The sequence below is a fragment of the Advenella incenata genome (genome assembly GCF_004217095.1).
GTDB classification, from domain to species: Bacteria; Pseudomonadota; Gammaproteobacteria; order Burkholderiales; family Burkholderiaceae_B; genus Advenella; species Advenella incenata.
This window is the reverse complement of sequence record NZ_SHKO01000001.1, coordinates 492416-515664: the sequence shown is the minus strand read 5'-3', so window position 1 is coordinate 515664 and position 23249 is coordinate 492416. Positions and strand designations below refer to the sequence as shown.

The following is a 23249-nucleotide window of genomic DNA, read 5'->3' as shown; positions in this document are numbered from 1 at the left end:
GTTAACGTAAACATGCAAGCCCGAATCCCCTTGCGGGCTGCTTTGCCCCCCTATGAACCCACGCACCTGGTCTATTTCCGAACTCGCGGAAGAATTCAATATCACGCCGCGAACGCTTCGTTTCTACGAAGATCACCGCATTGTCAATCCCATCCGGGATGGACAAAAGCGTATCTATACCCATCGGGACCGGACACGCCTGAAGCTGGCCTTGCGTGGCAAACGACTGGGACTGCAATTGTCCGAAATCTGCTCGCTTATCGGCATGTACGAGGGCCCGGGCAGTACGCAGCCGCAATTGCAAAGCTACCTGACGATCCTTACCCGTCATAAACTGCAATTGATGCAGCAAAAGCAGGACCTGGACCAGACCCTGGCCGAAATCGACGAGCAGGAAAAAAATTGCCTGAAACTGCTGCGCGAAGTGGACGCCGCCGCTGCGTCCAAGTGAGTGAATAAAAGCCCCTGGCACGGCTAGCCACCCCGGAAATGAGGGACCGCAGGCTCAACTGCGTCAGGCACAATCCAGCTACCTCGCCTGAGCGGACCCCGCTCAAGTCTTACTAACGCATCGTTCTACCGGTACCTGTCAAGACGGCCTGGATACGCTGCGCGCATTGTCCCAGCACCTTGAAACGCAGCACCCGCTTACGGGTTTATCCTGATCCGCCCCTTATTGACGTTTACGTAAACGTAATGATATATTGAGCGCTTATCCCGGACAGCTGCGGTACCCATGATCAGTGGGCCATTTCCACACTGGCGATTACCCTTGTTTACCCACTTCGGTCATCAAGCCGTGATCCGGTTCACGTAAACTTATATCTGTCAGTGCGGCCTCATTCTGTGGGTCCACTCACACACCACAACGACGGAGACTTTTCATGACGCTTCCCGGTTTGAATTTTGATCTGGGCCAGGATCTGGATATGTTGCGCGATGCCGTAGCCGATTTTGCCAAGGCAGAAATCGCCCCACGTGCGGCCCAGCTGGATCGCGACGACCAATTCCCCATGGACCTGTGGAAAAAATTCGGCGATCTGGGTGTCCTTGGCATGACAGTGAGCGAAGAATATGGCGGCGCCAACCTTGGCTATCTGGCCCATATGATCGTCATGGAAGAACTCTCGCGTGCCAGTGCCTCGGTGGCCCTGTCCTACGGCGCGCACTCCAATCTGTGCGTCAACCAGTTGCATCGCAACGGCACCGAAGCGCAAAAGAAAAAATATCTGCCCAAACTCATCAGTGGCGAGCATATCGGCGCACTGGCCATGAGCGAACCGGGCGCCGGTTCCGACGTGGTCAGCATGAAACTGCGTGCCGAGAAAAAAGGCGACCGTTATGTGCTCAATGGCACCAAAATGTGGATCACCAACGGCCCGGATGCAGATACCCTGGTGGTATACGCCAAAACCGACCCACAAGCCAACGCCAAAGGCATCACCGCCTTTATTATCGAAAAAGGGTTCAAGGGATTTTCCGTCGCCCAGAAGCTGGACAAACTGGGCATGCGCGGCAGTCACACCGGCGAACTGGTCTTTGAAAACTGCGAAGTTCCCGAAGAAAATATACTGGGCCAGCTCAATGGTGGCGTAAAGGTACTCATGAGCGGGCTCGATTATGAGCGTGCCGTGCTGGCCGGCGGACCGCTGGGCATCATGCAGGCCGTCATGGACATCACCGTTCCTTACGTACATGACCGAAAGCAGTTCGGCCAGCCTATCGGCGAATTTCAATTGATTCAGGGAAAAATGGCCGATTTGTACACCACGCTGCAGGCAAGCCGGGCCTTTTGCTACACCGTCGGAAAGCACCTGGATCGCCTGGGCGCAGGCCATGTGCGCGAGGTACGCAAAGATTGCGCCGCCGTTATCCTGTATTGCGCAGAAAAAGCCACCTGGATGGCTGGTGAAGGCATCCAGATCCTGGGCGGCAACGGTTATATCAACGAGTACCCCACGGGACGCCTGTGGCGAGATGCCAAGCTGTACGAGATCGGCGCCGGCACCAGTGAAATCCGCCGCATGCTGATCGGGCGCGAGCTGTTCAACGAAACACGCTAGTCATTTGGCCTGGTCGGCGAACCGGGCCACTAGCTGCACGACAAAAGACACATGACTATGCCGCTCACCGCAGATCACCAGCAAGTCCGACAAGTCGAGCCGCCCGTGCCAGAACCTGCTGCGCTGGCCGCGGAAATTCTGGCCGGCTTCAACCGGCACTATTCGCTGTTTCGCTTCGTCGCGCAACGGGCCAAAGCGCTGTTTGAGTCACACGACTGGCATGGCATGCAACGGGTCAACCGCGAGCGGATAGACTACTACGACACGCGGGTGCGCGAATGCACACGGCAGATCACCCAGTTGCTGGACAGGACCCGCATGGCCATGCAGGATCCGAGGGTCAGCGGCGCGTTCACTGAAGAACAAAGCCAGTACTGGCAGGATATCAAGCAAGCTTTTACGCAACTGCTGCTGGAGCATAGCCAGCCCGAGTGTGCAGAAACCTTCTTCAACTCGGTGTGCAGTCGGATCATGCATCGCGACTACTTTCATAACGACTTTTTGTTTGTGCGTCCTGCTGTTGCCACCGATTACATCGATGCGCAGGGCAGTTCCTATCGCGTTTATTACCCGCACACGCATGGCATTGTATCCACGGTCATCGATATGGTGGCCGATTTCGGGCTGGCCCTGCCTTACCATGACCTGCCCAAAGATGCGCATCTGCTTGCCCGTCGCGCCGTCGGCGTGCTGCGCAGGGAGATCATCAAAACCGGCGGCTCGCGCATTGCGCCCGACTGCCAGATTCATGTGCTGCGCAGTCTGTTTTTCCGTAATAAGGGCGCCTATATCATTGGCCGCTTCATCAACAACGGACAGCTCTATCCGTTTGCCATTCCCCTGCTGCACACGCCGGCGCACGAAGTGAGGTTGCATGCACTGCTGCATACCCGCGCCGATATCAGCACGCTGTTCAGCTTTACCCGTGCCTATTTTCTGGTAGACATGGAAACGCCCTCCTCTTACGTCGCGTTCCTGCACACGCTGATGCCGGCCAAACCCAAGGCAGAACTGTATACGGCTATCGGGTTGCAGAAACAGGGCAAGACCCTGTTCTACCGCGATTTCCTGCATCACCTCACGCATTCGACCGATACTTTCGACATTGCCCCAGGTATCGAAGGGATGGTGATGACCGTATTTACACTGGGCTCCTATCCCTATGTGTTCAAACTCATCCGCGACAAGATCCGCAAGGATGGGATGGCGCACAAGACCGTTCGCCAGAAATACCAGATGGTCAAACTGCACGATCGGGTCGGACGCATGGCCGATACCTGGGAATATTCGCAAGTTGCCTTGCCGCTACACCGGTTTTCCGATGCCTTGCTCAAAGAGCTGCGCACCGAAGTGCCCAGCCTGATCGAGGAGACCGAAAACGCCATCGTCTTTCGGCATGTCTATATCGAACGCCGCATGACGCCGCTGAACCTGTATCTGAACCGGGCCAGCGATGCGGCGCTGGAAGACGCCGTCAAAGGCTACGGGGATGCCATCGCCGAGCTGGCCGCGGCCAATATTTTTGCAGGCGATATGCTGTACAAGAATTTCGGTGTTACCCGTCTGGGTCGCGTCGTGTTTTATGACTATGACGAAATACAGCCGGTCACCGAGATGGTTTTCCGCAAGATCCCGCCGGCGCCCAATGAAGAAGCCGAAATGTCCGACGAGCCCTGGTACGCCGTTCACGCCAATGACGTTTTCCCCGAGGAATTCGAACGATTCCTGCTGGGAGACCCGCGCGTGCGGCGGGCATTCCTGAAACACCATGCGCAACTGCTGGATTACCAATGGTGGCAGAACCGGCAGAACCGGGTGGCGTCCGGTAAAATTGAAGATATCTTTCCCTACCCCGCCGAGCGCTGTCTGCATCGTGCAGACGTGCCGCGGCAACATAATTCATTAAAGGAATCGACATGAATGATCCTATCGTAATCGTTTCTGCTGCCCGCACCCCCATGGGGGCAATGATGGGCAGCCTCTCCGGGCTGGCCGCACATGAACTGGGCGCCACCGCCATCCGCGCCGCAGTAGAGCGAGCAGGCATCAAGGCCGAAGATGTCCAGGAAGTGATCATGGGCAACGTCCTGCAGGCCGGACAGGGTCAGGCGCCGGCGCGCCAGGCGGCATTGGGCGGCGGATTGCCTAAAAGCGTGGCCTGCACCACGATTCATAAAGTGTGCGGTTCGGGCCTGAAAGCGGCCATGCTTGCACATGACCTGTTGCTGGCCGGCAGTGCTGAGGTCGTGGTTGCCGGTGGTCAGGAAAGCATGAGCAACGCCCCGTATCTGCTCCTCAAAGGCCGCCAGGGCTATCGCTATGGTCACTCTACCGTCTATGATCATATGGCGCTGGACGGGCTGGAAGACGCCTACGAGCGCGGCACCGCGATGGGCGTCTTTGCTGAAAAATGTGCTGATAAATACACCTTTAGTCGTCAGGACCAGGACGCGTTTTCCATCGAGTCGCTCAAGCGCGCCAATGCCGCCATTGCCGATGGCAGCTTCGAATGGGAAATTGCCCCCGTGACCGTCAGTGGCCGAGGCGGCGACACCATCGTCAGCACCGATGAGTCGCCCGGCAAGGCCAAACCCGAAAAAATTCCCGCCCTCAAGCCTGCTTTCAAAAAAGACGGCTCGGTCACCGCAGCAAACTCGTCCTCCATTTCCGATGGCGCGGCAGCACTGGTCATCATGCGTGAATCCACCGCAAAAAAACTGGGGGCAACGCCTATCGCGCGTATTGTGGGCCATTCCCAGCACTCTCATGAACCCGAATGGTTTACCACTGCGCCGGTCAGCGCCATCAAAAAACTGCTGGACAAGCTTTCATGGAGCAAAGACGACGTTGACCTTTACGAAATCAACGAAGCCTTCGCCGTGGTCACCATGGCCGCCATGAAAGAGCTGGAACTGGATCACGCCAAAGTCAATATCCATGGCGGCGCCACTGCACTGGGCCATCCTATCGGTGCATCCGGCGCACGCATTCTGACCACATTGATTGGCGCGCTGCGCAAGACCAAAGGAAAACGCGGTGTGGCTTCTTTGTGCATCGGCGGCGGGGAAGCGGTGGCGCTGGCCGTCGAAATGATCTGACCTTGTGGCTTATCCGTGTCGGGCGACCATCTGCCCGGCGCGGCGTACACCAAACCATCCACCCTGTTGCTCGCGCCGGTCGGCACGCAGCTGCCGGCTACTTGCATGGAAATGTTTTATGCCCGTTATCACCTCAAAAATCAACGTCCGTTCTGCTGGCTTTCTGGAAAACGCACAGGCAATGCAGCAACAGATTGACGATCTGAAGCAGCATCTGGAAAAAACCGCGCTGGGTGGCAGCGAAAGCGCCCGCGCCAAACATGTGGCGCGCGGCAAATTGCTGCCTCGCGACCGTGTTGAACGCCTGCTGGACCCCGGTTCGCCTTTTCTGGAACTCTCGCCTATGGCAGCGCACGGGATGTATGAGGGCGACGCGCCCGGCGCCGGCGTCATTACCGGCATTGGTCGGGTCAATGGCATCGAGTGCGTTATCGTATGCAATGATGCCACGGTCAAAGGCGGCACGTACTACCCCATGACGGTCAAGAAACATTTGCGGGCCCAGGAAATCGCCCAGCAGAATCGCCTGCCCTGCATTTATCTGGTGGATTCGGGTGGCGCCAACCTGCCGCGCCAGGATATGGTGTTCCCGGATCGCGATCATTTCGGACGCATTTTTTACAATCAGGCGGTCATGTCCTCCATGGGCATCGCGCAAATAGCCGTTGTCATGGGCTCGTGCACCGCCGGCGGCGCCTATGTGCCTGCCATGAGCGATGAATCGATCATCGTCAAAAACCAGGGCACCATCTTTCTGGGTGGCCCGCCACTGGTAAAAGCGGCAACGGGCGAAGTCGTCACTGCCGAAGACCTGGGCGGCGGCGATGTGCACACGCGCCTGTCGGGCGTTGTTGATCATCTGGCCAACAGCGACCTGCATGCCCTGCAACTGGCGCGTGACACGGTGGCGCGCTTAAATATCAAAAAGAACATCCCCCTTAAACTGCAAGCGGTGCGTGACCCCCTGTACGACCCTGCGGAACTGAACGGCATCATTCCGGCCGATACCCGCAAACCTTACGACGTTCGCGAAGTGATTGCGCGCATTGTCGACGGCTCTGAATTCGATGAGTTCAAGGCGCGCTTTGGCACCACACTAATTACCGGCTTTGCCCATCTGCATGGCATGCCGGTCGGCATCATTGCTAACAACGGCATCCTGTTTTCCGAAGCTGCGCAAAAAGGCGCGCACTTTATTGAACTGTGCTGCCAGCGCAAGATCCCGCTTATCTTTTTGCAGAACATTACCGGTTTTATGGTGGGTCGCAAATACGAAAACGAAGGCATTGCCCGTCACGGCGCCAAAATGGTCACCGCCGTGTCCACCGCTTCAGTCCCCAAGATCACCGTGCTCATTGGCGGCTCTTTCGGTGCCGGCAACTACGGCATGTGCGGCCGCGCCTTCAATCCGCGCATGCTCTTTATGTGGCCCAATGCCCGCATCTCGGTCATGGGCGGCGAGCAGGCGGCCAGCGTGCTGTCTACCATCCGCCGCGACGGCATCGAGGCCAAGGGCGGCAGTTGGTCTGCCGACGAAGAGGAACTATTCAAGGCCCCGATTCGCGATCAGTACGAACGCGAAGGTCACCCTTACTATGCCACTGCACGCCTGTGGGATGACGGCATCATCCAGCCTGCCGACACCCGCCGGGTGCTGGCGCTGAGCCTGTCCGCAGCCCTGAACGCCCCGATAGAAGACACCCGTTTCGGCGTGTTCCGTATCTGACCGGAGACAAGACCATGTTCCATACCATCCTGATTGCCAATCGCGGCGAAATCGCCTGCCGCGTGGCCGCCACTGCCCGCCGCATGGGCATTCGCACTGTCGCGGTCTACTCCGATGCCGATGCCAACGCAGCGCACGTGCATGCCTGCGATGAATCGGTTCATATCGGCGCCGCCGAGCCTCGCGCCAGCTATCTGCTGGGCGATGTGATCCTGAACGCTGCCCGGGCAACCGGCGCCCAGGCAATTCACCCCGGTTACGGTTTTCTGTCTGAAAACGAAGCCTTTGCCCAGGCCTGCGGGCAGGCCGGTGTCACCTTTATCGGACCACCCGCTTCCGCCATTGCCGCCATGGGCAGCAAGTCTGCCGCCAAATCTCTGATGGAACAAGCCGGCGTCCCGCTGGTGCCGGGTTATCATGGCAAAGACCAGGACCCTGCCTTTTTGCATCAGCAAGCCGACAGCATCGGCTATCCGGTACTGATCAAGGCCAGTGCCGGCGGCGGCGGCAAGGGCATGCGCGTGGTCAATAGCTCAGAGGAGTTTATTGCCGCACTGGCTTCATGCAAACGTGAAGCGATCAGCAGCTTTGGCGACGACATGGTTCTGATCGAACGCTATCTGACCAAGCCGCGCCATATCGAAATCCAGGTATTTGCCGACAGCCAGGGCAACGCCGTGTACCTGTTCGAGCGTGACTGCTCGGTTCAGCGCCGCCACCAGAAAGTCATTGAAGAGGCGCCAGCCCCAGGCATGACTGCCGAGCGTCGCAAACAAATGGGCGAGGCAGCAGTGGCTGCCGCCAAGGCCGTGGGCTATGTGGGCGCCGGTACGGTCGAGTTCATCGCTGAGCCCGACGGTCGCTTTTACTTCATGGAAATGAATACCCGCCTGCAGGTGGAGCATCCGGTCACAGAGATGATCACCGGCCTGGACCTGGTTGAATGGCAATTGCGCGTCGCCGCCGGCCAGCCCCTGCCATTGACGCAAGCGCAACTGACCATGCAGGGCCATGCCATTGAAGCGCGGATCTACGCAGAGAATCCGGACAACGGCTTTCTGCCTTCCATCGGCACGCTGAGCCATCTGCGCCTGCCGGATCATGTCACCTTCCGCAACGGCACGGTTCGTGTTGATGGCGGCGTGGGCCAGGGCGATACCATCTCGCCCTATTACGACCCCATGATCGCCAAGCTGATTGTCTGGGGTGAAAACCGGGAACAGGCCATTGCGCGCATGCATACAGCGCTGGCGCAAACCCATGTTGTTGGCGTTCGCACCAATCTGGCGTTTCTGGGACGGCTCATGGAAAACACAGCATTTGCCACCGCCGACCTGGATACGGGATTGATCGAAAAAAATCGCGAACAATTGCTGCCCGAACATACCGAAGCCACGTTGCCGGCACTTGCGTGCGTGGCGGCCACCTGGATCAGTGCGCAGGGTCAAACCGGCCACAATAGCAACCAGGGCGATCACAGCATCGACCCATGGGACAGCACCGACGGTTGGCGCCTATCGGGCTCCTACCAACAGACGCTGCAACTGCAGGATGGCGATATTGCACACACGCTGCACATGCAGCGCGTTGATGGACAGTGGCAACTGGTGCACCAGGATCGTAGCTATCCCCTGTCCTGGTCTGCCCAAGCCGATGGCGCCAGCTGGCATACACAGGTCAATCTGGATGGCCGCAATTATCGCGGCACCGTCGTACGCGAGGGAGAACAGGCCTGGTTGTTTGGCACTGGACCCACCGGCGGCACCCGCATTTTCGGCCTGCCGGACCTGCTGCGCCATGCCGCCGACGAGAGCGCCGACCATGGCGGCAACCTGACCGCCCCCATGCCAGGCAAAATTATCTCGCTGTCGGTCAAGGCCGGCGATACCGTAAAAAAAGGCGATGCCCTGATGGTCATGGAGGCCATGAAAATGGAACACGCCATTACCGCACCCACATCGGGTATTGTCGAGGAAGTGTTCTTTGCCGTTGGCGATCAGGTAACGGATGGAGCGGAACTAATCAGGATTGAAGAGGCTGACACCTGAGTTACCGCATCCGCCTTCACTGAAACCCGAACGCAAACCGACCCAGGGTAATGTGAAAATCGGAGCCCATTTGCGCAGAGAGAAATTCCGAGACCTTGTCTCGGAATTCTCATTGACGCATCTTTACTGCTTGTCGTCATCCAGATGAATATTGCCGCCTTCGTTGGCCCAGTCAGCATCACGCTGTTGCTCAATGTCATCTGACAGCGTATCGAGCAGTTCGGCGATCTCGTCCTGATAGGTTTCAATCATATCGTCCGGCAAACCCAAAGACTCCTGGGCCTCCAGAAAACTTTCGGCACAGATATTCAGCGAATTGCGTACGGCCTTTTTGTCGCTCACATTCGCCAGCAACGCATACACCGCATGCTGGAGCGCCGCCTGCTGCGCCATGCATTGATTCAGATTATCCGACAGCTCGATTACCAGTTCTTTGAGTTCCATCTCGTTCTGCATGTCTGCTCCTTGTCATCCGTTGGGAGAAACCGAATGGATTCAGCCATCCGGTTAGCTCATTGCCCTGTCGGCAGACAGGGATCGATCAGGCTCTGACCTGGGCAATGACTTCGTCCAGCCACGCCAGCATCAGCTTGAGTTCGTCTTCGGTCATATTCAATGCGGTCATAAAGCGCAGCAGATTCGGCCGCGGCGCGTTCAGCAGCATGCCTTCCGGACCGCGCTCGCGCGCTGCGTCCACAATTGCCGGTCCGTCGTCCTTGTCCAGAATCAACGCGCGCAACATGCCCATGCCACGCTCGCCTTTCATGCCCCATTTTTCCGACAGCGCCAGCAGACCTTGCGACAACTGTTCGGAGCGGGCCTGAACACTTTGCATAAACCCGGGTGCCGTCAGCACATCGAAAACGGCAATGCCACCGGCAGTGATCAATGGGTTGCCATTGTAGGTTCCGCCCTGATCACCATGTTCAAAGCAGGACACTTCTTCGCGGGCCAGCATGGCAGCCAGGGGAATGCCGCCGCCAATACCTTTGCCCAGGGACATGATATCAGGCTCAATGCCATAAGCCTGATAGGCAAACAGTTCGCCGCAACGGCCCATGCCTGTCTGCACTTCATCCACGATCAGCAGCATATTGTTCTCGCGAGTCAGTTCGCGCAGCGCTTTCATGAACGCCATCTCTGCAGGAATGACACCGCCTTCGCCCTGCACCGGTTCCAGCATGATGGCAACGGTATTGTCATCAATCAACGCCTTGACCGATTCCAGATTATTCATTTGCGCCTTGGGAAAGCCATCGACCTGCGGCGCAAACTTCGTGTCCCAACCAGCCTTGCCCGAGGCAGACATGGTGGCCAGTGTGCGGCCATGAAAACTGTGGTCGAACGTAATAATCTTGTAGGCGCCTTTTTTGTTTTTCTGGCCCCATTTGCGCGCCAGCTTGATCACACCCTCGTTGGCCTCGGCGCCACTGTTGGTGAAAAACACCCGATCGAAGCACGACGCATCAATCAGCCGCTTGGCCAGCGCCACAGACGGCTCGTTGTAAAACGCAGGCGAAGGGTTGATCAATTTTCCGGCCTGGTCGTTAAGTGCCTTGATCAATTGCGGCGGACAATGCCCCAGGCAATTGACCGCCCAGCCCTGAATGCAATCCAGATATCGCTTGCCAGTGTCGTCCGTCAGCCAGGAACCCTCGCCGCTGACGAAATACAAAGGCGGACGGGTGGTAATTTCCATTAGCGACTGGGCGTCGGCAGAACTGAATGACATGGCATTTCCTTATAAATGCAAATGGGGGACGAAGTAAGTTTTCATTGTATTCAAATTCCCCCCTGCTGTCCGGTCTGCATGAAAAATACGCGCTTACACAGGTTGGTTGCCGCGCCCCATCGATCTGCCAGAACGCGATCTTTACGCTCGTCGCTTTAACCCGCCAGCCTTTAACTTCCGGTTCTTATCCTGGCGTTAACTGCCAGAGCTTAACTCGTCGCTTTAATTTATCGCTTCGCCTTGGCTCCCGGTTTAACTGGCGGCGCTCACTCCCGGTTTGCGCGCCTGGTCTGGCCCCTGGATGTTCTTTGCGCAGTCGCTTGCCGACACGCCAGCTTATCTTGTTTGCCCGCTCTGGCCCGCTCGCGTCAGTACGGTCAAATATGACGTTATGTATGATGGCGTCATCTATGCGTTTTTTGCTCATTTTTTGCGCTGCTGTGTCCGCCAGTTATGTAAACTGCAATCGACTGAAACAGAACGCGCAGCGGCCAGACAACGCTATTGTCATCGAAAAGTCTTTTGGAATCATGGTCATGGAAGACACTGTGATGTTTTTTTATGACGAGATCCAATAAACCGTTGCCTGCCCACTCAAAAACCCGTACAGTATAATCATTAAGCCTGCGTAACGGCTGACGGGTGTAGCCTGTCAAATAGCACCATTTATCTACGCTTTCAGCTTAATTAAAGAATTTTGAAGGCAGGATGGTGTCATTTGACTGAAGGGCTATCATTGAATAAACCTTTTGGGGAAAACGCATTATGTATGATGTCCTGGTTTATCTCTTCGAGAACTATTACACTCCAGAATCCTGCCCTTCCGCAGACGTCCTGACCAAAAGGCTCATGGCCGCTGGCTTTGAGCACGATGACATTGACGATGCGATCGGCTGGCTCTTCGGTCTGGCCGAATCCACAGAAAAATGCGTGGAACTGACCAGCATGTCAGACTCCAGCACACGCTTTTATACACCAGGCGAGCAACAACACCTGGGCGTGGCGGCACTCGGGTTCATGAGTTTCCTGGAGTATAGCGGGGCGGTTGCGCCACCGCTGCGCGAAATCATTATTGATCGGGCCATGGCAGCACCGGAAGCCCCCCTGTCCTTGCAGCACATCAAAATTATCACGCTGATGGTGTTGTGGAGCCAGGAGGCGGAGATTGATCATCTGATCCTGGAAGAACTGGTTACCGACGACGAAGAAAAACTATTTCACTGATCCACTGGTTCGGCGGCGTGGTTGCCCCATGTAACGCATAAAGCGAGCATGAGGCAGGCACGCCGCCATAACCTATACAAATATAATCACTTGTGCAGTCAAGTCAATTGCTGCTCGCGTCTACTTATCTACTTGCGCCCCGCTGATTTTGTCCAACCCGTTTTACACCACCTGCGCCCCCTATACGGGGCGTTTTGCGCCCAGCCCCAGCGGTCCCCTTCACGACGGGTCGCTGGTCGCGGCCATGGCCAGCTTTCTGGACGCTCGCGCCCATCACGGCCGCTGGCTGTTACGCATCGAAGATATCGATACCCCGCGCGTGGTGCTGGGTGCAGACCAGATCATCCTGTCGCAATTGCAACAACTGGGCATGCGCTGGGACGGCGATATTATCTGGCAGTCGCAGCGGCTGTCTCGCTATGCAGACATATTTGAACTACTTGATAACCAAGGCCTGATTTACGGATGCGCCTGTACGCGTCAGGAAATCGCCAGCAACGCTGTACAGGCCGGGCTGTTGGGAGAGGATGGTGAGCGCCCCTACGCCGGCACCTGTCGGGCCGGTATTGCTGCGGGCCGCTCGCCCCGGGCCTGGCGCGTGAAAATGCCCGACGCGGGCTATTCCTTTACCGATCGCTGGGTCGGTGCACGAACCCAAAACGTTGCCCAGGCCGTTGGCGACATGATCGTCAAACGCGCCGATGGCCTGTTCGCCTATCAGCTCGTGGTCGTTGTGGACGATCACGATCAGCAGGTGACGGACATTGTGCGAGGCCAGGATCTGCTTTCTTCTACAGCCAGGCAGCATCAACTGGCCCGCATGCTGGGTTTTGCACCACCGCGGATGATGCATGTTCCCCTGGTGCTGGACAGCGATGGCAGAAAGCTCTCGAAACAGAACCACGCACAGGCCATTGATATGCACAATCCTATTAAAAGCCTGCAGCGAGCCTGGGCCGCGCTGGGTTTTGATGTATTGCCCGTAAATACGGTGAACGACTTCTGGGACGCAGCTGTGGCGGCATGGCGCCAACGTTTTACGATACGCTGATGCCCGTTTTTTACCGTTATTTTTGGCTGTTATTTCCCGCGGCTATTTTGGCCATTTATTTTGGCCACCCAATCTAGCCACCCAATTTAGCCACCCAATTTAGCCATTCATTTTGGCCGTTTATTTTCGCTGTTATTTCGTGCCCGTTATGCAGTGACCAATAACGCCAGCTCGCACGCCCCAAAATATGCGATACGGGCAATGTACCCGAAAGCGAACTGCCGCCGAGCCACTGCCGCGTCCTTGGTGAGTACTGATCTGGCCCTATAGCCGATTCTGCTTTTCGTCCAGCAACCCGGTTAACAATGCCACGCCATCCTGATTGACACGAAATTCCCCATAGCGGGCACGAGCAAAGTGTTCTGCCTGCCCTTCCGGGAAAAAATACGCATCAGTCACAAACAGCACCCGCTCATCCAATTGCCTGCGATAACGAACCAGCACGTTGCCGGATTGCGCTGGCGGCGCCATTTGCGGCAGCGTGCGGGTAAAGTGATAGACACCCTGTGCATCGGGTTTCAGTTCGACATACCGGTGTGAATAATCGGAAAACAGGTCCCCATCTTCGCCCGCCTGTGACGCAAAATTTAACGTCATATAGTCGCCCTGCATCAAAGAGCGCGGATCCACCGGCCGCAATGCAACCACGAAACGCGTCCCGTCGCGGATAATGGCTTCTTTTTGCACGACATCCACATTGGCCGCGGCCAGCACGGCAACCAGCCCGGCCACGATGCTCGCAAGCACCGGCACCGATGACCGCCTGCGGCCCGCTCTGGCCTGAGATGCGGACAAACCGTCACGCACAGGCAAGCGAGCACCCTCACGCCCGGCGGGCGTATCGGCGATCGGATCCAGTGCGCCACTGTGATCGGTAGGCCTCCCGCCAATAGCCGCAACGGGACGCAACCGGTACCACAGCAGCGCCATCACCAGCAAAACGGCGCCCTGAGCGATCAGAAAGTACGCTTTATCCAGCAGAAGAAAATGCAATTGAAAATAAAACTGCGCCAGAAAAACGATAATGCTGATCACCCCGACAACCAGCATGCTGCGGTAATGCAACTCGTAACCCAGCAGACACAACAACAAGCCCAACTGCACCCCGGGCAGATCGCCCCACAACACGCCCAGCACCAGCAGGACAAGCAGCACGACGGCCTGATCCGCTGCGGGAACGCGTCGCCGTCTGGCTGACAGCCACGCGACCCCCATAGGCAAGAGGCAAAACACCAGATTACACAGGTAAGCCATCGGGAAGCGTGTGGGCAGAGCCCATTTATTCAACACCATGGCCAGCATGTTCTGACCATCTTGTACGCTCTGATTGCTGCTGTAGGATAACGCCGACATATCAATAACATAGGCACCAAGCGGGACGCACAACAACGCCCATGCGAGCGTTTTGTAGCGACGCAGCCAGGCATGCGGCAACCCCATCAGAATCACAGTGGCCAGCACAATATAAACAGGTGCCAGTTCGCTCAAGAACGACAACCAGTCTGCGTCATGGCCATAGCCGGACAGGCCGGCATCTGCACGATCGAATGCAAGACCGGGACTGTACTGCGGCCACAGAATGGCAAAGAGCACCAGCGCTGCGACCGCACACTGAAACTGAAACCACGGTATTTGATACATATGGTACAAAATCAGCAGGCCGGCAATCAGTCCCAATATTGGCAAAGCGCGTTCCGTATAGTCTATATGCGTTCCACTGAAAACTTCGAATGCCAGCAACAGCAAACCGACCAGCATCAGCGTCACACCGCTGACACGCCATTTTCCGCCAGGAGAGAAGTATGCCAACAGCCCGGCCACCAGAGCCGCGCCTGCAGCCCCTGTGAGCGGTATCTCCAGGACCGCTATAAGGGCTAAGCCCAGCAAAAATATAAAACCGAATGAAAAGAGGAATAACAACGGCGAACTGCGCGCAGGGGTAACCGCAGACTCAGTCTTAACCGTGTTTGCGTTTGGGGCTGTATCTATAGCGGTGACCGCAGCAGGCAGGGCTGCTGAGCCGCCCGAAAGGACGGGCTGGCCGGGTGCGTCAGACTGCGATTGATACACTTTCCTGAGCCAGGACACACAACCGAGCATCCCGCCAAGCGCCACTACAAAGGCCAGCGCCACGCTCAGCTCGATCGACTCGGCGAACAGCCAACTGGCGATGAGCACGTAGGTACCCGCATACAGGACCGTAAACACGGCCAGTTGCGAAAGAATGAAAAAATCGGGTGTAAGGCGGCGATAAAGATAGAACCCGGCTGAGACAACCGCCCCAACCAGCACTGCCTGCAGCAGCATGGCCTGATTGGACTCACCGTCAAACAGAGATTCCACAGACGCGGCCAGTGTACAAAACAAGGCAATCAGTATGATAAGCACCAGCAGCCGGGGAACCACCCGATAGGGATCGCCATAGCGGCTGCGCAAACGCTCGGCGCCTGCCAGCAGACCCGCATTGATTGCTGCCACCACCCATGCATAGCCCATTGGCGTGTAACGCTGCGGGCTTATCAACACCTGCGTACCCAGCAGCAATATGATGGCGGTATTTAGCACAACCAGCCACAGAACGATGACAAACCAGCTGCGGGCGACCAGAAGCCAGGGCACCGCCAGCAAGGCCCACCAGCCAAATAACGTCCAGGGATCGGCGCCGGTCTGATAGGTTTGCCCCAGAAGCGCCAATAAGCCACCGGTAACGACACAGGCGAGAAACAATGCGCCGGCAAAAGCCGGTACGCCCTGGCTGCCAGAACTTGCGGGCTGCGAAGCGCCGGCGATATGGCCAGACTTGCGCCCACCCCGCCAGGCCTGCACCAGGGCAACAGCCACAACGGCGATCAGCAACAGCTGGACACCCGCAATACGCTCAAATTTGCCAAGTCCGTCCCAGTTTGCCGCGATCCAGGTCACAATGCCGCTGGCCAGCAACCCAATACCCAGCACCCGCAATCCCATATTGAAAAAGAGACGCCACCGGAAGATTTGATCATGCCCGGATTGTGCAGAATGAGCCGTTTGAGCTTGCATCAATTGAATTACCTCTCGTATTATCCGCGTTTGGGCTGCCGGGAAAGTGCCGGCCACCAGAAACAGCACGGCAAGCGATTATAGCTGTGTGGAAAATAGCCGTGTAGTACACTCGGTGAAAAATAACACATCCGCTTGCGGTTCATAACTTCGGAAAACCATGACGAAAACCCTGATTATCGCTGAGAAACCTTCAGTTGCACTCGATATCTCCCGTGCTTTGGGCGGCATGCATCGTGAAGGTGACTACTTTGAGAACGACCAGTATGTCCTGTCGTCCAGCGTAGGGCATTTGCTAACCCTGACCAATCCCGACGATGTTGTCCGCGGCAAATGGTCCTTCAATCATCTGCCGGCCATCCCGGCCAAAGCGTTCGATCTAAGACCGTCCGACAAAAGGGCCACCGACCGGCTCAAAATGCTGGTGCGCCTGCTCAAACGCAAAGATGTCACTGCCATTATCAACGCATGTGACGCCGGACGCGAGGGAGAGTTAATCTTCCGTTACATTATCCAGTACTCGGGCGTCAATAAGCCCATCAAGCGGCTCTGGCTGCAGTCCATGACACGCAACGCCATTATTGAGGCCTTTGACAATCTGCGCGACGACAGCGTGATGAAGCCGCTGGAAGCGGCAGCCCGCTCGCGCGCGGAAGCCGACTGGCTGATCGGCATCAACGGCACGCGCGCCATGACCGCCTTTAACAGCAAGGACGGGGGTTTTTTCAAGACGCCTATCGGCCGGGTCCAGACGCCGACCCTGGCCATTGTGTTCGAACGTGAAGAAAAAATCCGCCAGTTCAAATCCCGCGACTACTGGGAAGTGCATGCCACCTTCGTGGCAGCCGGCGGCCTGTATGAAGGCAAGTGGTTCGACCCGGCCTTCAAAAAGGATGAACACGATCCCGAGAAAAGGGACAACCGCCTGTGGTCGGCCGCCAGTGCACAATCGGTGGTTGTTGCGTGTCGCCATAAAGACGGCACGGTTACCGAAGAATCCAAGCCCTCGACATCCATGTCGCCAGGCCTGTTTGACCTGACATCGCTGCAGCGCGAAGCCAACTCCCGTTTCGGCTTTACCGCCAAAACGACACTGGCGCTGGCCCAAAGCCTGTACGAACGCCACAAGGCGCTGACTTACCCGCGTACCGACTCACGCTACCTGCCCGAAGACTATCAGAGTACGGTCAAACAAACCTTTGAGGCCATCGCAGGCGCCGAATCGTCGCTGGGACGGCGCAATGCGCCCTTTGCAAAGAAGATCCTGCAAAACAGCTGGGTCAGACCCAACAAGCGTATTTTTGACAACAAAAAGATCTCCGATCACTTTGCCATTATCCCTACCCTGCAGGTACCCAAGGAGCTGAGCGAAGCCGAAGCCAAGATCTATGACCTGGTCAGCAAACGCTTCATGGCCGTGTTCTTCCCGCCTGCTGAATTTCGGGTCACCACAAGGATCACGATTGTGGCCAGCCATCACTTCAAAACTGAAGGCAAGGTACTGATCAAGCCGGGTTGGCTGGAAATTTACGGGCGCGAGAACCAGGAAAGCGATGCCACGCTGGTTCCCGTCGCTGAAAATGAAACCGTCAAAACCGAAGATATCGCCGCCAAGGAGCTGGCAACCCGTCCACCCGCCCGCTATACAGAGGCAACGTTGCTCTCGGCCATGGAAGGGGCCGGCAAGCTGGTAGACGACGATGAACTGCGCGAAGCCATGTCCGAGCGCGGGCTGGGTACGCCAGCCACCCGCGCCACCATTATCGAAGGCCTGCTCAATGAACAGTACCTGCGCCGCGAAGGCCGCGAGCTGATTCCCACAGCCAAGGCGCGCCAGCTCATGACGCTGCTGGTCGGACTGAACGTGCGCGAGCTGACCTCGCCCGAACTGACGGGCGAATGGGAACACAAGCTCAAGCAAATGGAACAGGGCCAGCTGGACCGCGAAGCGTTCATGCGCGAAATTGCGCAAAGCACGCAAATTATCGTCAAGCGGGCCAAGGAATACGAGCAGGACACCGTGCCCGGCGACTACGCCACGCTCACAACGCCATGCCCGGCCTGCGGCAGCGTCGTCAAGGAAAACTACCGCCGTTACGCCTGCACCAACTGCGATTTTTCCATTACCAAGCATCCCGGCGGCCGCACCTTTGAAATTCCCGAAGTGGAAGAGCTGCTGCAAAACAAAACCCTGGGCCCGCTCAGCGGTTTCATCAGCAAAATGGGACGCCCCTTTTCCGCCATTTTGCGCATTACGCCCGAAAATAAGCTGGAATTCGATTTTGGCCAGTCTGACGACGACAACAGTGAACCACTGGACGTCTCCCAGCTAACGCCCGTCGGCCATTGCCCCAAATGCAGTGGTAACGTTTACGACACGGGCATGAGCTATGTCTGCGAAAATTCGGTCAGCGAAAAGAAAACGTGCGACTTCAAGTCTGGTCGCGTGATCCTGCAACAGGAGATCAGCCACGACCAGATGGGCAAATTGCTCAGTCAGGGTAAAACCGACCTGCTCGACGGGTTTGTGTCCAATCGTACCAACCGCAAGTTCAAAGCCTACCTTGCCATGTCGAAAGCGGGTAAAATAGAGTTTGAATTTGAGCCCCGCCCCGCCAAAACGGCAAAAGCGGCGTCGAAATCGGCTGCCAAAGCCGCCAGCAAGTCTGCGGCAAAAAGCACCGCGGCAGAGGCCGACAGCGGCAAAGTGGTCAAAAAAGCAGCCAAGAAAACTGCCCGCAAGACCGCAAGCAAAACTGCCACCAAGAAAACAGCTGTCAAGAAGACGGCTGTCAAGAAAGCCACTGCAAAGAAAGTCGCAGGCAAAAGCGCGACTGCCCGCAAGCAGACTGCCAAAACCGCCGACCCGGACGATACCGAGCCCGCATTTTAAGCGACCCCCGCCTCACCCCGGGGGCGCATGTACAGAATGAACACACTTATTCAGAAATACAACATCCCCGGTCCTCGTTATACGAGCTACCCCACCGTGCCGTACTGGGACGAAAGTAGTTTCGATAGCGACGCTTATCTGCAGACCGTCAGGCGCAGCTTTACAGAATCGAACGCCCAGGAAGGCATCAGTCTGTATATCCACCTGCCTTTCTGTGAGGTGCTCTGTACCTTCTGCGCCTGTCATAAGCGCATTACCAAAAAACACAGTGTCGAAGAGCCGTATGTCGAGGCGGTCCTCAAAGAATGGGCCATGTACCGCAAGCTGCTCGGCGACAAACCGGTCATCAGGGAAATTCACCTGGGTGGCGGCACGCCCACTTTCTTTAGCAGCGCCAACTTGCAGCGCCTGCTTACCGGTATTCTGGACGATGCCATCGTTCACGAACACCACGAGTTCAGCTTCGAGGGGCATCCCAACAATACCCGCAAGGAGCATCTGCAGGCCCTCTACGATCTGGGCTTTCGCCGGGTCAGCTACGGCGTGCAGGACTATGATCCCATGGTCCAGAAGGCCATCCATCGCATTCAGCCCTACGAAAACGTGCTCAATGCAACCGACGCAGCCCGCGCTATCGGCTATACCAGTGTCAGTCACGACCTGATCTTTGGCCTGCCCTTTCAGAGTTGGGCTGCCATGGAATCGACCATCAAGAAAACCATCTCCCTCAAGCCCGATCGCCTGGCCTTTTACTCCTACGCCCACGTTCCCTGGATCAAGGGCAACGGACAGCGCGGTTTCGACGAAAATGATCTGCCCTCCGGCGAGGAAAAGCGCGCCCTGTACGAAAATGGCAAGCGCCTGCTCGAAGAGCTGGGCTACGTGGAAATTGGCATGGATCACTTTTCGCTGCCATCCGATTCGCTGTATCAGGCCATGCTGGAAAAAAGCCTGCACCGCAATTTCATGGGCTACACCTCCTCGTCAACGCAGTTGATGATCGGCCTGGGCGTATCGGCCATCAGTGATACCTGGTACGCCTTTGCGCAGAACGAAAAAGTACTTGAAGATTATTATGCCCGCGTCGAAAGCGGTGCGTTGCCGCTGTTCCGCGGTCATTTGCTGGACCAGGAAGATCTGATCATCCGCCGCCACATTCTGAACCTGATGTGCCAACTGCAGACAAGCTGGGCCGATCCGGCCATGCAATTTCCCGAGCTGCCCGAGGTGCTGGAACGGCTGGAGGAAATGCAAAGCGACGGCCTGATCCGCATTGGCGCCGACCGTATTGATATTACCGAAGCCGGGCGCACCTTTGCCCGCAATATCTGTATGGCATTTGATCTGCGCATGCTGCGCAAGCAGCCAAATGCACGCATTTTCTCGATGACGGTATAAAGGCGCAGCATGACCCTGATTCCGGAAATCAAGCCGCAGCAGTCTTTGGAACTGCTCAAGGAACTGCATATCCTCACGCGTGAGGGAAAGATCAACCAGGACACGCGGCGCAAACTCAAGCAGGTATACCACCTGTACCAGTTCATTGAGCCCCTTATGCAAACCGTACTGGACCAGGGGCAGGCGCTTTCACTGGTCGACCACGGCGCCGGCAAATCCTATCTCGGTTTTATTTTGTACGATCTGTTTCTCAAGGAACACGATAACGCCACGGTGTACGGCATTGAGTCGCGTGCCGATCTGGTCAAAAAATCGGAAGACCTGGCCCGGCGCCTGGGCTTCGAAGGTATGCAGTTCAAGGATATGACCGTAGAGCAGTCCATTACTTCTACCGATCTACCCGAAAAAATAGACATTGTCACCGCCCTGCATGCCTGCAATACCGCCACAGACGACGCCATCCGCTTTGCCCTGGCTCGCGATGCGCGTTTCATCGTGCTGGTGCCCTGCTGCCAGGCCGAAGTGGCCGCAGCACTGCGCGCCACCAAGGGCAATACCCTGGGCAAAACGCCTTTGTCCGAACTGTGGCGCCACCCCCTGCACACCCGCGAGTTCGGCAGCCAGATCACAAATGTATTACGCTGCCTGCAACTGGAAGCGCGCGGCTACCAGGTGACCGTAACGGAACTGGTGGGCTGGGAACATTCCATGAAGAACGAGCTGATCATCGCCAAAAAAACCGGCGGCTTCAAAAAAAGCGCGCGCGAGCGGCAACTGGCGATATTAAAGGAGTGTCATCTGGAAGCGCTGCAGGAGCGGTTTGCTTATTAAGGAAGACTGAATTTTCTGGACAAAATGGGCTAGGAAGACAATTTCACGCTCGAGGGGCGGCATAACCATCTTCACCCGCTGCGTCCCTACCTCGACAGTCAGTTGGTATATGCCTAATATTCTGAAGCAATGTCTCAATGTATACTATTATAATTTCGTAAATTGGCGTGTGCCGCAAAAAATCGGAGAATAGCCATGGATGTCGTATACGGTAAAAAGCTATTTGGATACACGATGTTGAAGCGAGAGAAAATCGTCCCATCCAAATCGTTGCCTTCATCCAAATCACCTGAAGGTAAGTTAGAAACCTCTATTGCTGCAAAAAAAGTCATTGATCAGCACCGCAAGGTTTTGATCGCGTTGCGGGATCGATAATTGTTAGTCCCGTTGTTAGAGCCGGAATTTGTCATTGCCGTTCATGATGAAATTATCACTGAAACGGGTGGACTACGCGGTCTGGCAGGAGGAGGGCTCGGAGCGGTCGAGGCAGCGCTTTACCGTATCGAAATGCACGCTCAATATGCTGCACTAGATGATGTGTTTGGCATTGCCGGGCTTTATGCGGAAGCCATTGCACGTGGTCACATTTTTAACGATGGAAATAAACGTACTGCGCTGACCTGCGCATTGACCTATTTGTATCGACAAGGCATACAGGTTCCCCGTATCGATGCATTAGAGGACATCATGGTCGGAATTGCGTCCGGAGAAATCACCGGTGAAATGTTCGCAGACTTTCTTAATGCTGTTTGGCAAAAACACAATCAACCACTTGCTAACAGTAAAAACGATAATCGTACGATCAACAACGATAGATGAGCGCGATGGCAAGCACGTGTGCTTTCCCCATACGGGATGCGCAGGTCTCGCGTACGGATCTGCCAGCCTAATCGCATTCACCCTTCCTCTTATGGACTGCTCACGACGATGAACTGATTACTCCGCCGGAAAAACAGGCTCGCCCAGATTCTGCATCAGGCGATTGGCCCAGCCGAACACCGATACGGAATGAATCAAATCCAGCATTTCTATTTCGCTAAAGCCCTGGTTCTTCAATACCTGCAAGTTCTCGGCATCAAACCCGGCCACATCGCGCGTGAGGGCTGTCGCGACATCGATAACGGCAGCATCGCGTTCATTTTTTGCTGCGCTAGCAGGATCCACAAACACGTCGTGCACGATTTCATTACGCTTGGCCAGTTGCTCGAAGCGCTGCGCATGCACTGAAGCGCAATAGACGCAACCGTTGATGCGCGATACCGCCAGGGCACCCAGTTCGCGATCAGCGCGATTTAACCCGCCCGGCGCATACATGATGGCGTTATAGGTGAAAGAGCGCTGATCCAGAATGTGCGGCTCGTGCACCAGCAGCAGATAATAATCGGACGTTTTGGCCTGCGGATGACTCGCTTCCAGTACCTTGTTCTGTTCGGGTGTTGCGGCATTGGCATCCACCACATCCAGCCAGGCTTTCCAGCCCAGCGTCTGGTTGGTAAATCCGTTGACTTTGATTACATCGCTCATGCTGCCTGCTCCAGTTTCTGCATTGCCTTCAATCCGGCTACCAGACGTATCTGGTAGGCCAGAAACCCGATCAATTGCCCAAGCACAACGACGTCCTGCGTAGACATGCCTGATTTTTTCAGCGTCAGCAACGCTTCTTCGTTGCCTTCTATCGGGTCCAGAATCAGTTTTTTGGTAAATTGCAGGACACTGTTCAATTCACATTTCACAATATCCTCAACATGGTCTTCGGTCACGATCTGAACCAGCTTCTCGTCGATACCTGCCAGCAGCGCCTGCTCGGTATAGTGTGCCGTCAGCTCGGGCGCGTTCATCAGGCTGCTTGCATACAGGGCAACCAGCCAACGATCCTGTAGCGGCAAACTCAGGTCGGACGAAAACAGTGCGGCATAGCTTGCCTGCGTGCCGTTTTTAACTTTTTCCCTGAACTGCCGGGCCTGCCAGATTTTACTGTCTGGCTTCAGATTGAGCAGCGTATCGATCAGATCGAATGCCTCTGCGCTTTGCATAATATTTCCTTTGCGTTGTTGCTCGTAAATTCATTACGTATGCGATATGACATTCTAACGGAGACAGCAAAAAAATTCGCGCGCCTGTACGCTGCCGTTGTTATCAACCGGAT

General features: G+C 56.2%; 18 protein-coding genes. 13 read left to right on the top strand and 5 right to left on the bottom strand.

Annotation, left to right across the window (positions count from 1 at the left end; translation table 11 throughout):
* The first annotated feature begins 52 nt into the window (after positions 1-52).
* From EV681_RS02295 to EV681_RS02270, 6 genes are all read left to right on the top strand, one after another.
* Positions 53-451 (top strand): MerR family transcriptional regulator, encoded by a 399-nt coding sequence (locus EV681_RS02295; protein WP_128393742.1) that lies wholly within the window; start codon positions 53-55, stop codon positions 449-451.
* Positions 452-884: 433 nt separating this feature from the next.
* Complete coding sequence (locus EV681_RS02290) at positions 885-2063, top strand: isovaleryl-CoA dehydrogenase (protein WP_128393741.1); 1179 nt, start codon at positions 885-887, stop codon at positions 2061-2063.
* Positions 2064-2120: 57 nt separating this feature from the next.
* A complete protein-coding gene (gene aceK / locus EV681_RS02285) occupies positions 2121-3983 on the top strand; it encodes a bifunctional isocitrate dehydrogenase kinase/phosphatase (protein ID WP_130303994.1) in 1863 nt (620 codons plus the stop codon).
* Positions 3980-5161, top strand: coding sequence for an acetyl-CoA C-acyltransferase (locus EV681_RS02280; protein WP_128393740.1), 1182 nt, complete (start codon positions 3980-3982; stop codon positions 5159-5161). Before aceK ends, EV681_RS02280 begins: the two co-directional genes overlap by 4 nt.
* 118 nt (positions 5162-5279) lie before the next feature.
* Positions 5280-6887 (top strand): carboxyl transferase domain-containing protein, encoded by a 1608-nt coding sequence (locus EV681_RS02275; RefSeq protein ID WP_128393739.1) that lies wholly within the window; start codon positions 5280-5282, stop codon positions 6885-6887.
* A gap of 14 nt (positions 6888-6901) precedes the next feature.
* A complete protein-coding gene (locus EV681_RS02270) occupies positions 6902-8935 on the top strand; it encodes an acetyl/propionyl/methylcrotonyl-CoA carboxylase subunit alpha (RefSeq protein WP_128393738.1) in 2034 nt (677 codons plus the stop codon).
* A 123-nt stretch (positions 8936-9058) separates the two neighbouring features.
* Here the strand turns inward: EV681_RS02270 and EV681_RS02265 are convergent, their stop codons facing one another.
* Positions 9059-9391: a hypothetical protein gene (locus EV681_RS02265; protein WP_128393737.1), complete on the bottom strand. Its 333-nt coding sequence runs from the start codon at positions 9389-9391 to the stop codon at positions 9059-9061.
* Between the two features lie 85 nt (positions 9392-9476).
* A complete protein-coding gene (locus EV681_RS02260; protein WP_128393736.1) occupies positions 9477-10667 on the bottom strand; it encodes an acetylornithine transaminase in 1191 nt (396 codons plus the stop codon).
* Between the two features lie 765 nt (positions 10668-11432).
* Between EV681_RS02260 and EV681_RS02255 the strand changes: the two genes are divergently transcribed.
* On the top strand, positions 11433-11891 hold the full coding sequence (locus tag EV681_RS02255; protein WP_128393735.1) for a Smg family protein: 459 nt from the start codon (positions 11433-11435) through the stop codon (positions 11889-11891).
* Between the two features lie 148 nt (positions 11892-12039).
* Positions 12040-12942, top strand: a complete 903-nt coding sequence (gene gluQRS / locus EV681_RS02250; protein WP_242612111.1) for a tRNA glutamyl-Q(34) synthetase GluQRS — start codon at positions 12040-12042, stop codon at positions 12940-12942.
* A gap of 264 nt (positions 12943-13206) precedes the next feature.
* On the opposite strand, the gene EV681_RS02245 is transcribed toward gluQRS, so the two are convergent.
* A complete protein-coding gene (locus tag EV681_RS02245; protein WP_242612210.1) occupies positions 13207-15981 on the bottom strand; it encodes a GDYXXLXY domain-containing protein in 2775 nt (924 codons plus the stop codon).
* Between the two features lie 160 nt (positions 15982-16141).
* Here EV681_RS02245 and EV681_RS02240 point away from each other — a divergent pair, with 160 nt between their 5' ends.
* The 5 genes from EV681_RS02240 (at position 16142) to EV681_RS02220 (ending at position 21922) form a co-directional block, all read left to right on the top strand.
* Positions 16142-18874, top strand: a complete 2733-nt coding sequence (locus EV681_RS02240) for a DNA topoisomerase III (RefSeq protein ID WP_128393732.1) — start codon at positions 16142-16144, stop codon at positions 18872-18874.
* A gap of 36 nt (positions 18875-18910) precedes the next feature.
* Positions 18911-20272, top strand: a complete 1362-nt coding sequence (gene hemN / locus EV681_RS02235; RefSeq protein ID WP_128393731.1) for an oxygen-independent coproporphyrinogen III oxidase — start codon at positions 18911-18913, stop codon at positions 20270-20272.
* 9 nt (positions 20273-20281) lie between these two features.
* Complete coding sequence (locus EV681_RS02230; RefSeq protein ID WP_128393730.1) at positions 20282-21103, top strand: class I SAM-dependent methyltransferase; 822 nt, start codon at positions 20282-20284, stop codon at positions 21101-21103.
* A gap of 195 nt (positions 21104-21298) precedes the next feature.
* Entirely contained in the window at positions 21299-21478 is a 180-nt protein-coding gene (locus EV681_RS02225; RefSeq protein WP_128393729.1) for a hypothetical protein, read from the top strand.
* Positions 21479-21922, top strand: coding sequence for a type II toxin-antitoxin system death-on-curing family toxin (locus tag EV681_RS02220; RefSeq protein ID WP_242612110.1), 444 nt, complete (start codon positions 21479-21481; stop codon positions 21920-21922).
* 117 nt (positions 21923-22039) lie between these two features.
* Here EV681_RS02220 and EV681_RS02215 read toward each other — a convergent pair whose 3' ends face one another.
* The gene (locus tag EV681_RS02215; protein ID WP_128393728.1) at positions 22040-22627 is read right to left on the bottom strand and encodes a peroxidase-related enzyme; all 588 of its coding nucleotides are present in this window, start codon (positions 22625-22627) and stop codon (positions 22040-22042) included.
* Positions 22624-23136 carry a CMD domain-containing protein gene (locus EV681_RS02210; protein WP_130303210.1) on the bottom strand — a complete coding sequence of 171 codons (513 nt, stop codon included), beginning with the start codon at positions 23134-23136 and terminating at the stop codon, positions 22624-22626. Before EV681_RS02210 ends, EV681_RS02215 begins: the two co-directional genes overlap by 4 nt.
* Between the last annotated feature and the right edge of the window lie 113 nt (positions 23137-23249).

Coding starts and splice junctions, on each gene's coding strand:
- EV681_RS02240 (WP_128393732.1), top strand. CDS start 16,142: ATGACGAAAACCCTGATTATCGCTGAGAAACCTTCAGTTGCACTCGAT.
- hemN (WP_128393731.1), top strand. CDS start 18,911: ATGAACACACTTATTCAGAAATACAACATCCCCGGTCCTCGTTATACG.
- aceK (WP_130303994.1), top strand. CDS start 2,121: ATGCCGCTCACCGCAGATCACCAGCAAGTCCGACAAGTCGAGCCGCCC.
- EV681_RS02295 (WP_128393742.1), top strand. CDS start 53: ATGAACCCACGCACCTGGTCTATTTCCGAACTCGCGGAAGAATTCAAT.
- EV681_RS02265 (WP_128393737.1), bottom strand. CDS start 9,391: ATGCAGAACGAGATGGAACTCAAAGAACTGGTAATCGAGCTGTCGGAT.
- EV681_RS02215 (WP_128393728.1), bottom strand. CDS start 22,627: ATGAGCGATGTAATCAAAGTCAACGGATTTACCAACCAGACGCTGGGC.
- EV681_RS02260 (WP_128393736.1), bottom strand. CDS start 10,667: ATGTCATTCAGTTCTGCCGACGCCCAGTCGCTAATGGAAATTACCACC.
- EV681_RS02270 (WP_128393738.1), top strand. CDS start 6,902: ATGTTCCATACCATCCTGATTGCCAATCGCGGCGAAATCGCCTGCCGC.
- EV681_RS02245 (WP_242612210.1), bottom strand. CDS start 15,981: ATGCAAGCTCAAACGGCTCATTCTGCACAATCCGGGCATGATCAAATC.
- EV681_RS02225 (WP_128393729.1), top strand. CDS start 21,299: ATGGATGTCGTATACGGTAAAAAGCTATTTGGATACACGATGTTGAAG.
- EV681_RS02275 (WP_128393739.1), top strand. CDS start 5,280: ATGCCCGTTATCACCTCAAAAATCAACGTCCGTTCTGCTGGCTTTCTG.
- EV681_RS02210 (WP_130303210.1), bottom strand. CDS start 23,136: ATGCAAAGCGCAGAGGCATTCGATCTGATCGATACGCTGCTCAATCTG.
- EV681_RS02255 (WP_128393735.1), top strand. CDS start 11,433: ATGTATGATGTCCTGGTTTATCTCTTCGAGAACTATTACACTCCAGAA.
- EV681_RS02290 (WP_128393741.1), top strand. CDS start 885: ATGACGCTTCCCGGTTTGAATTTTGATCTGGGCCAGGATCTGGATATG.
- EV681_RS02230 (WP_128393730.1), top strand. CDS start 20,282: ATGACCCTGATTCCGGAAATCAAGCCGCAGCAGTCTTTGGAACTGCTC.
- EV681_RS02280 (WP_128393740.1), top strand. CDS start 3,980: ATGAATGATCCTATCGTAATCGTTTCTGCTGCCCGCACCCCCATGGGG.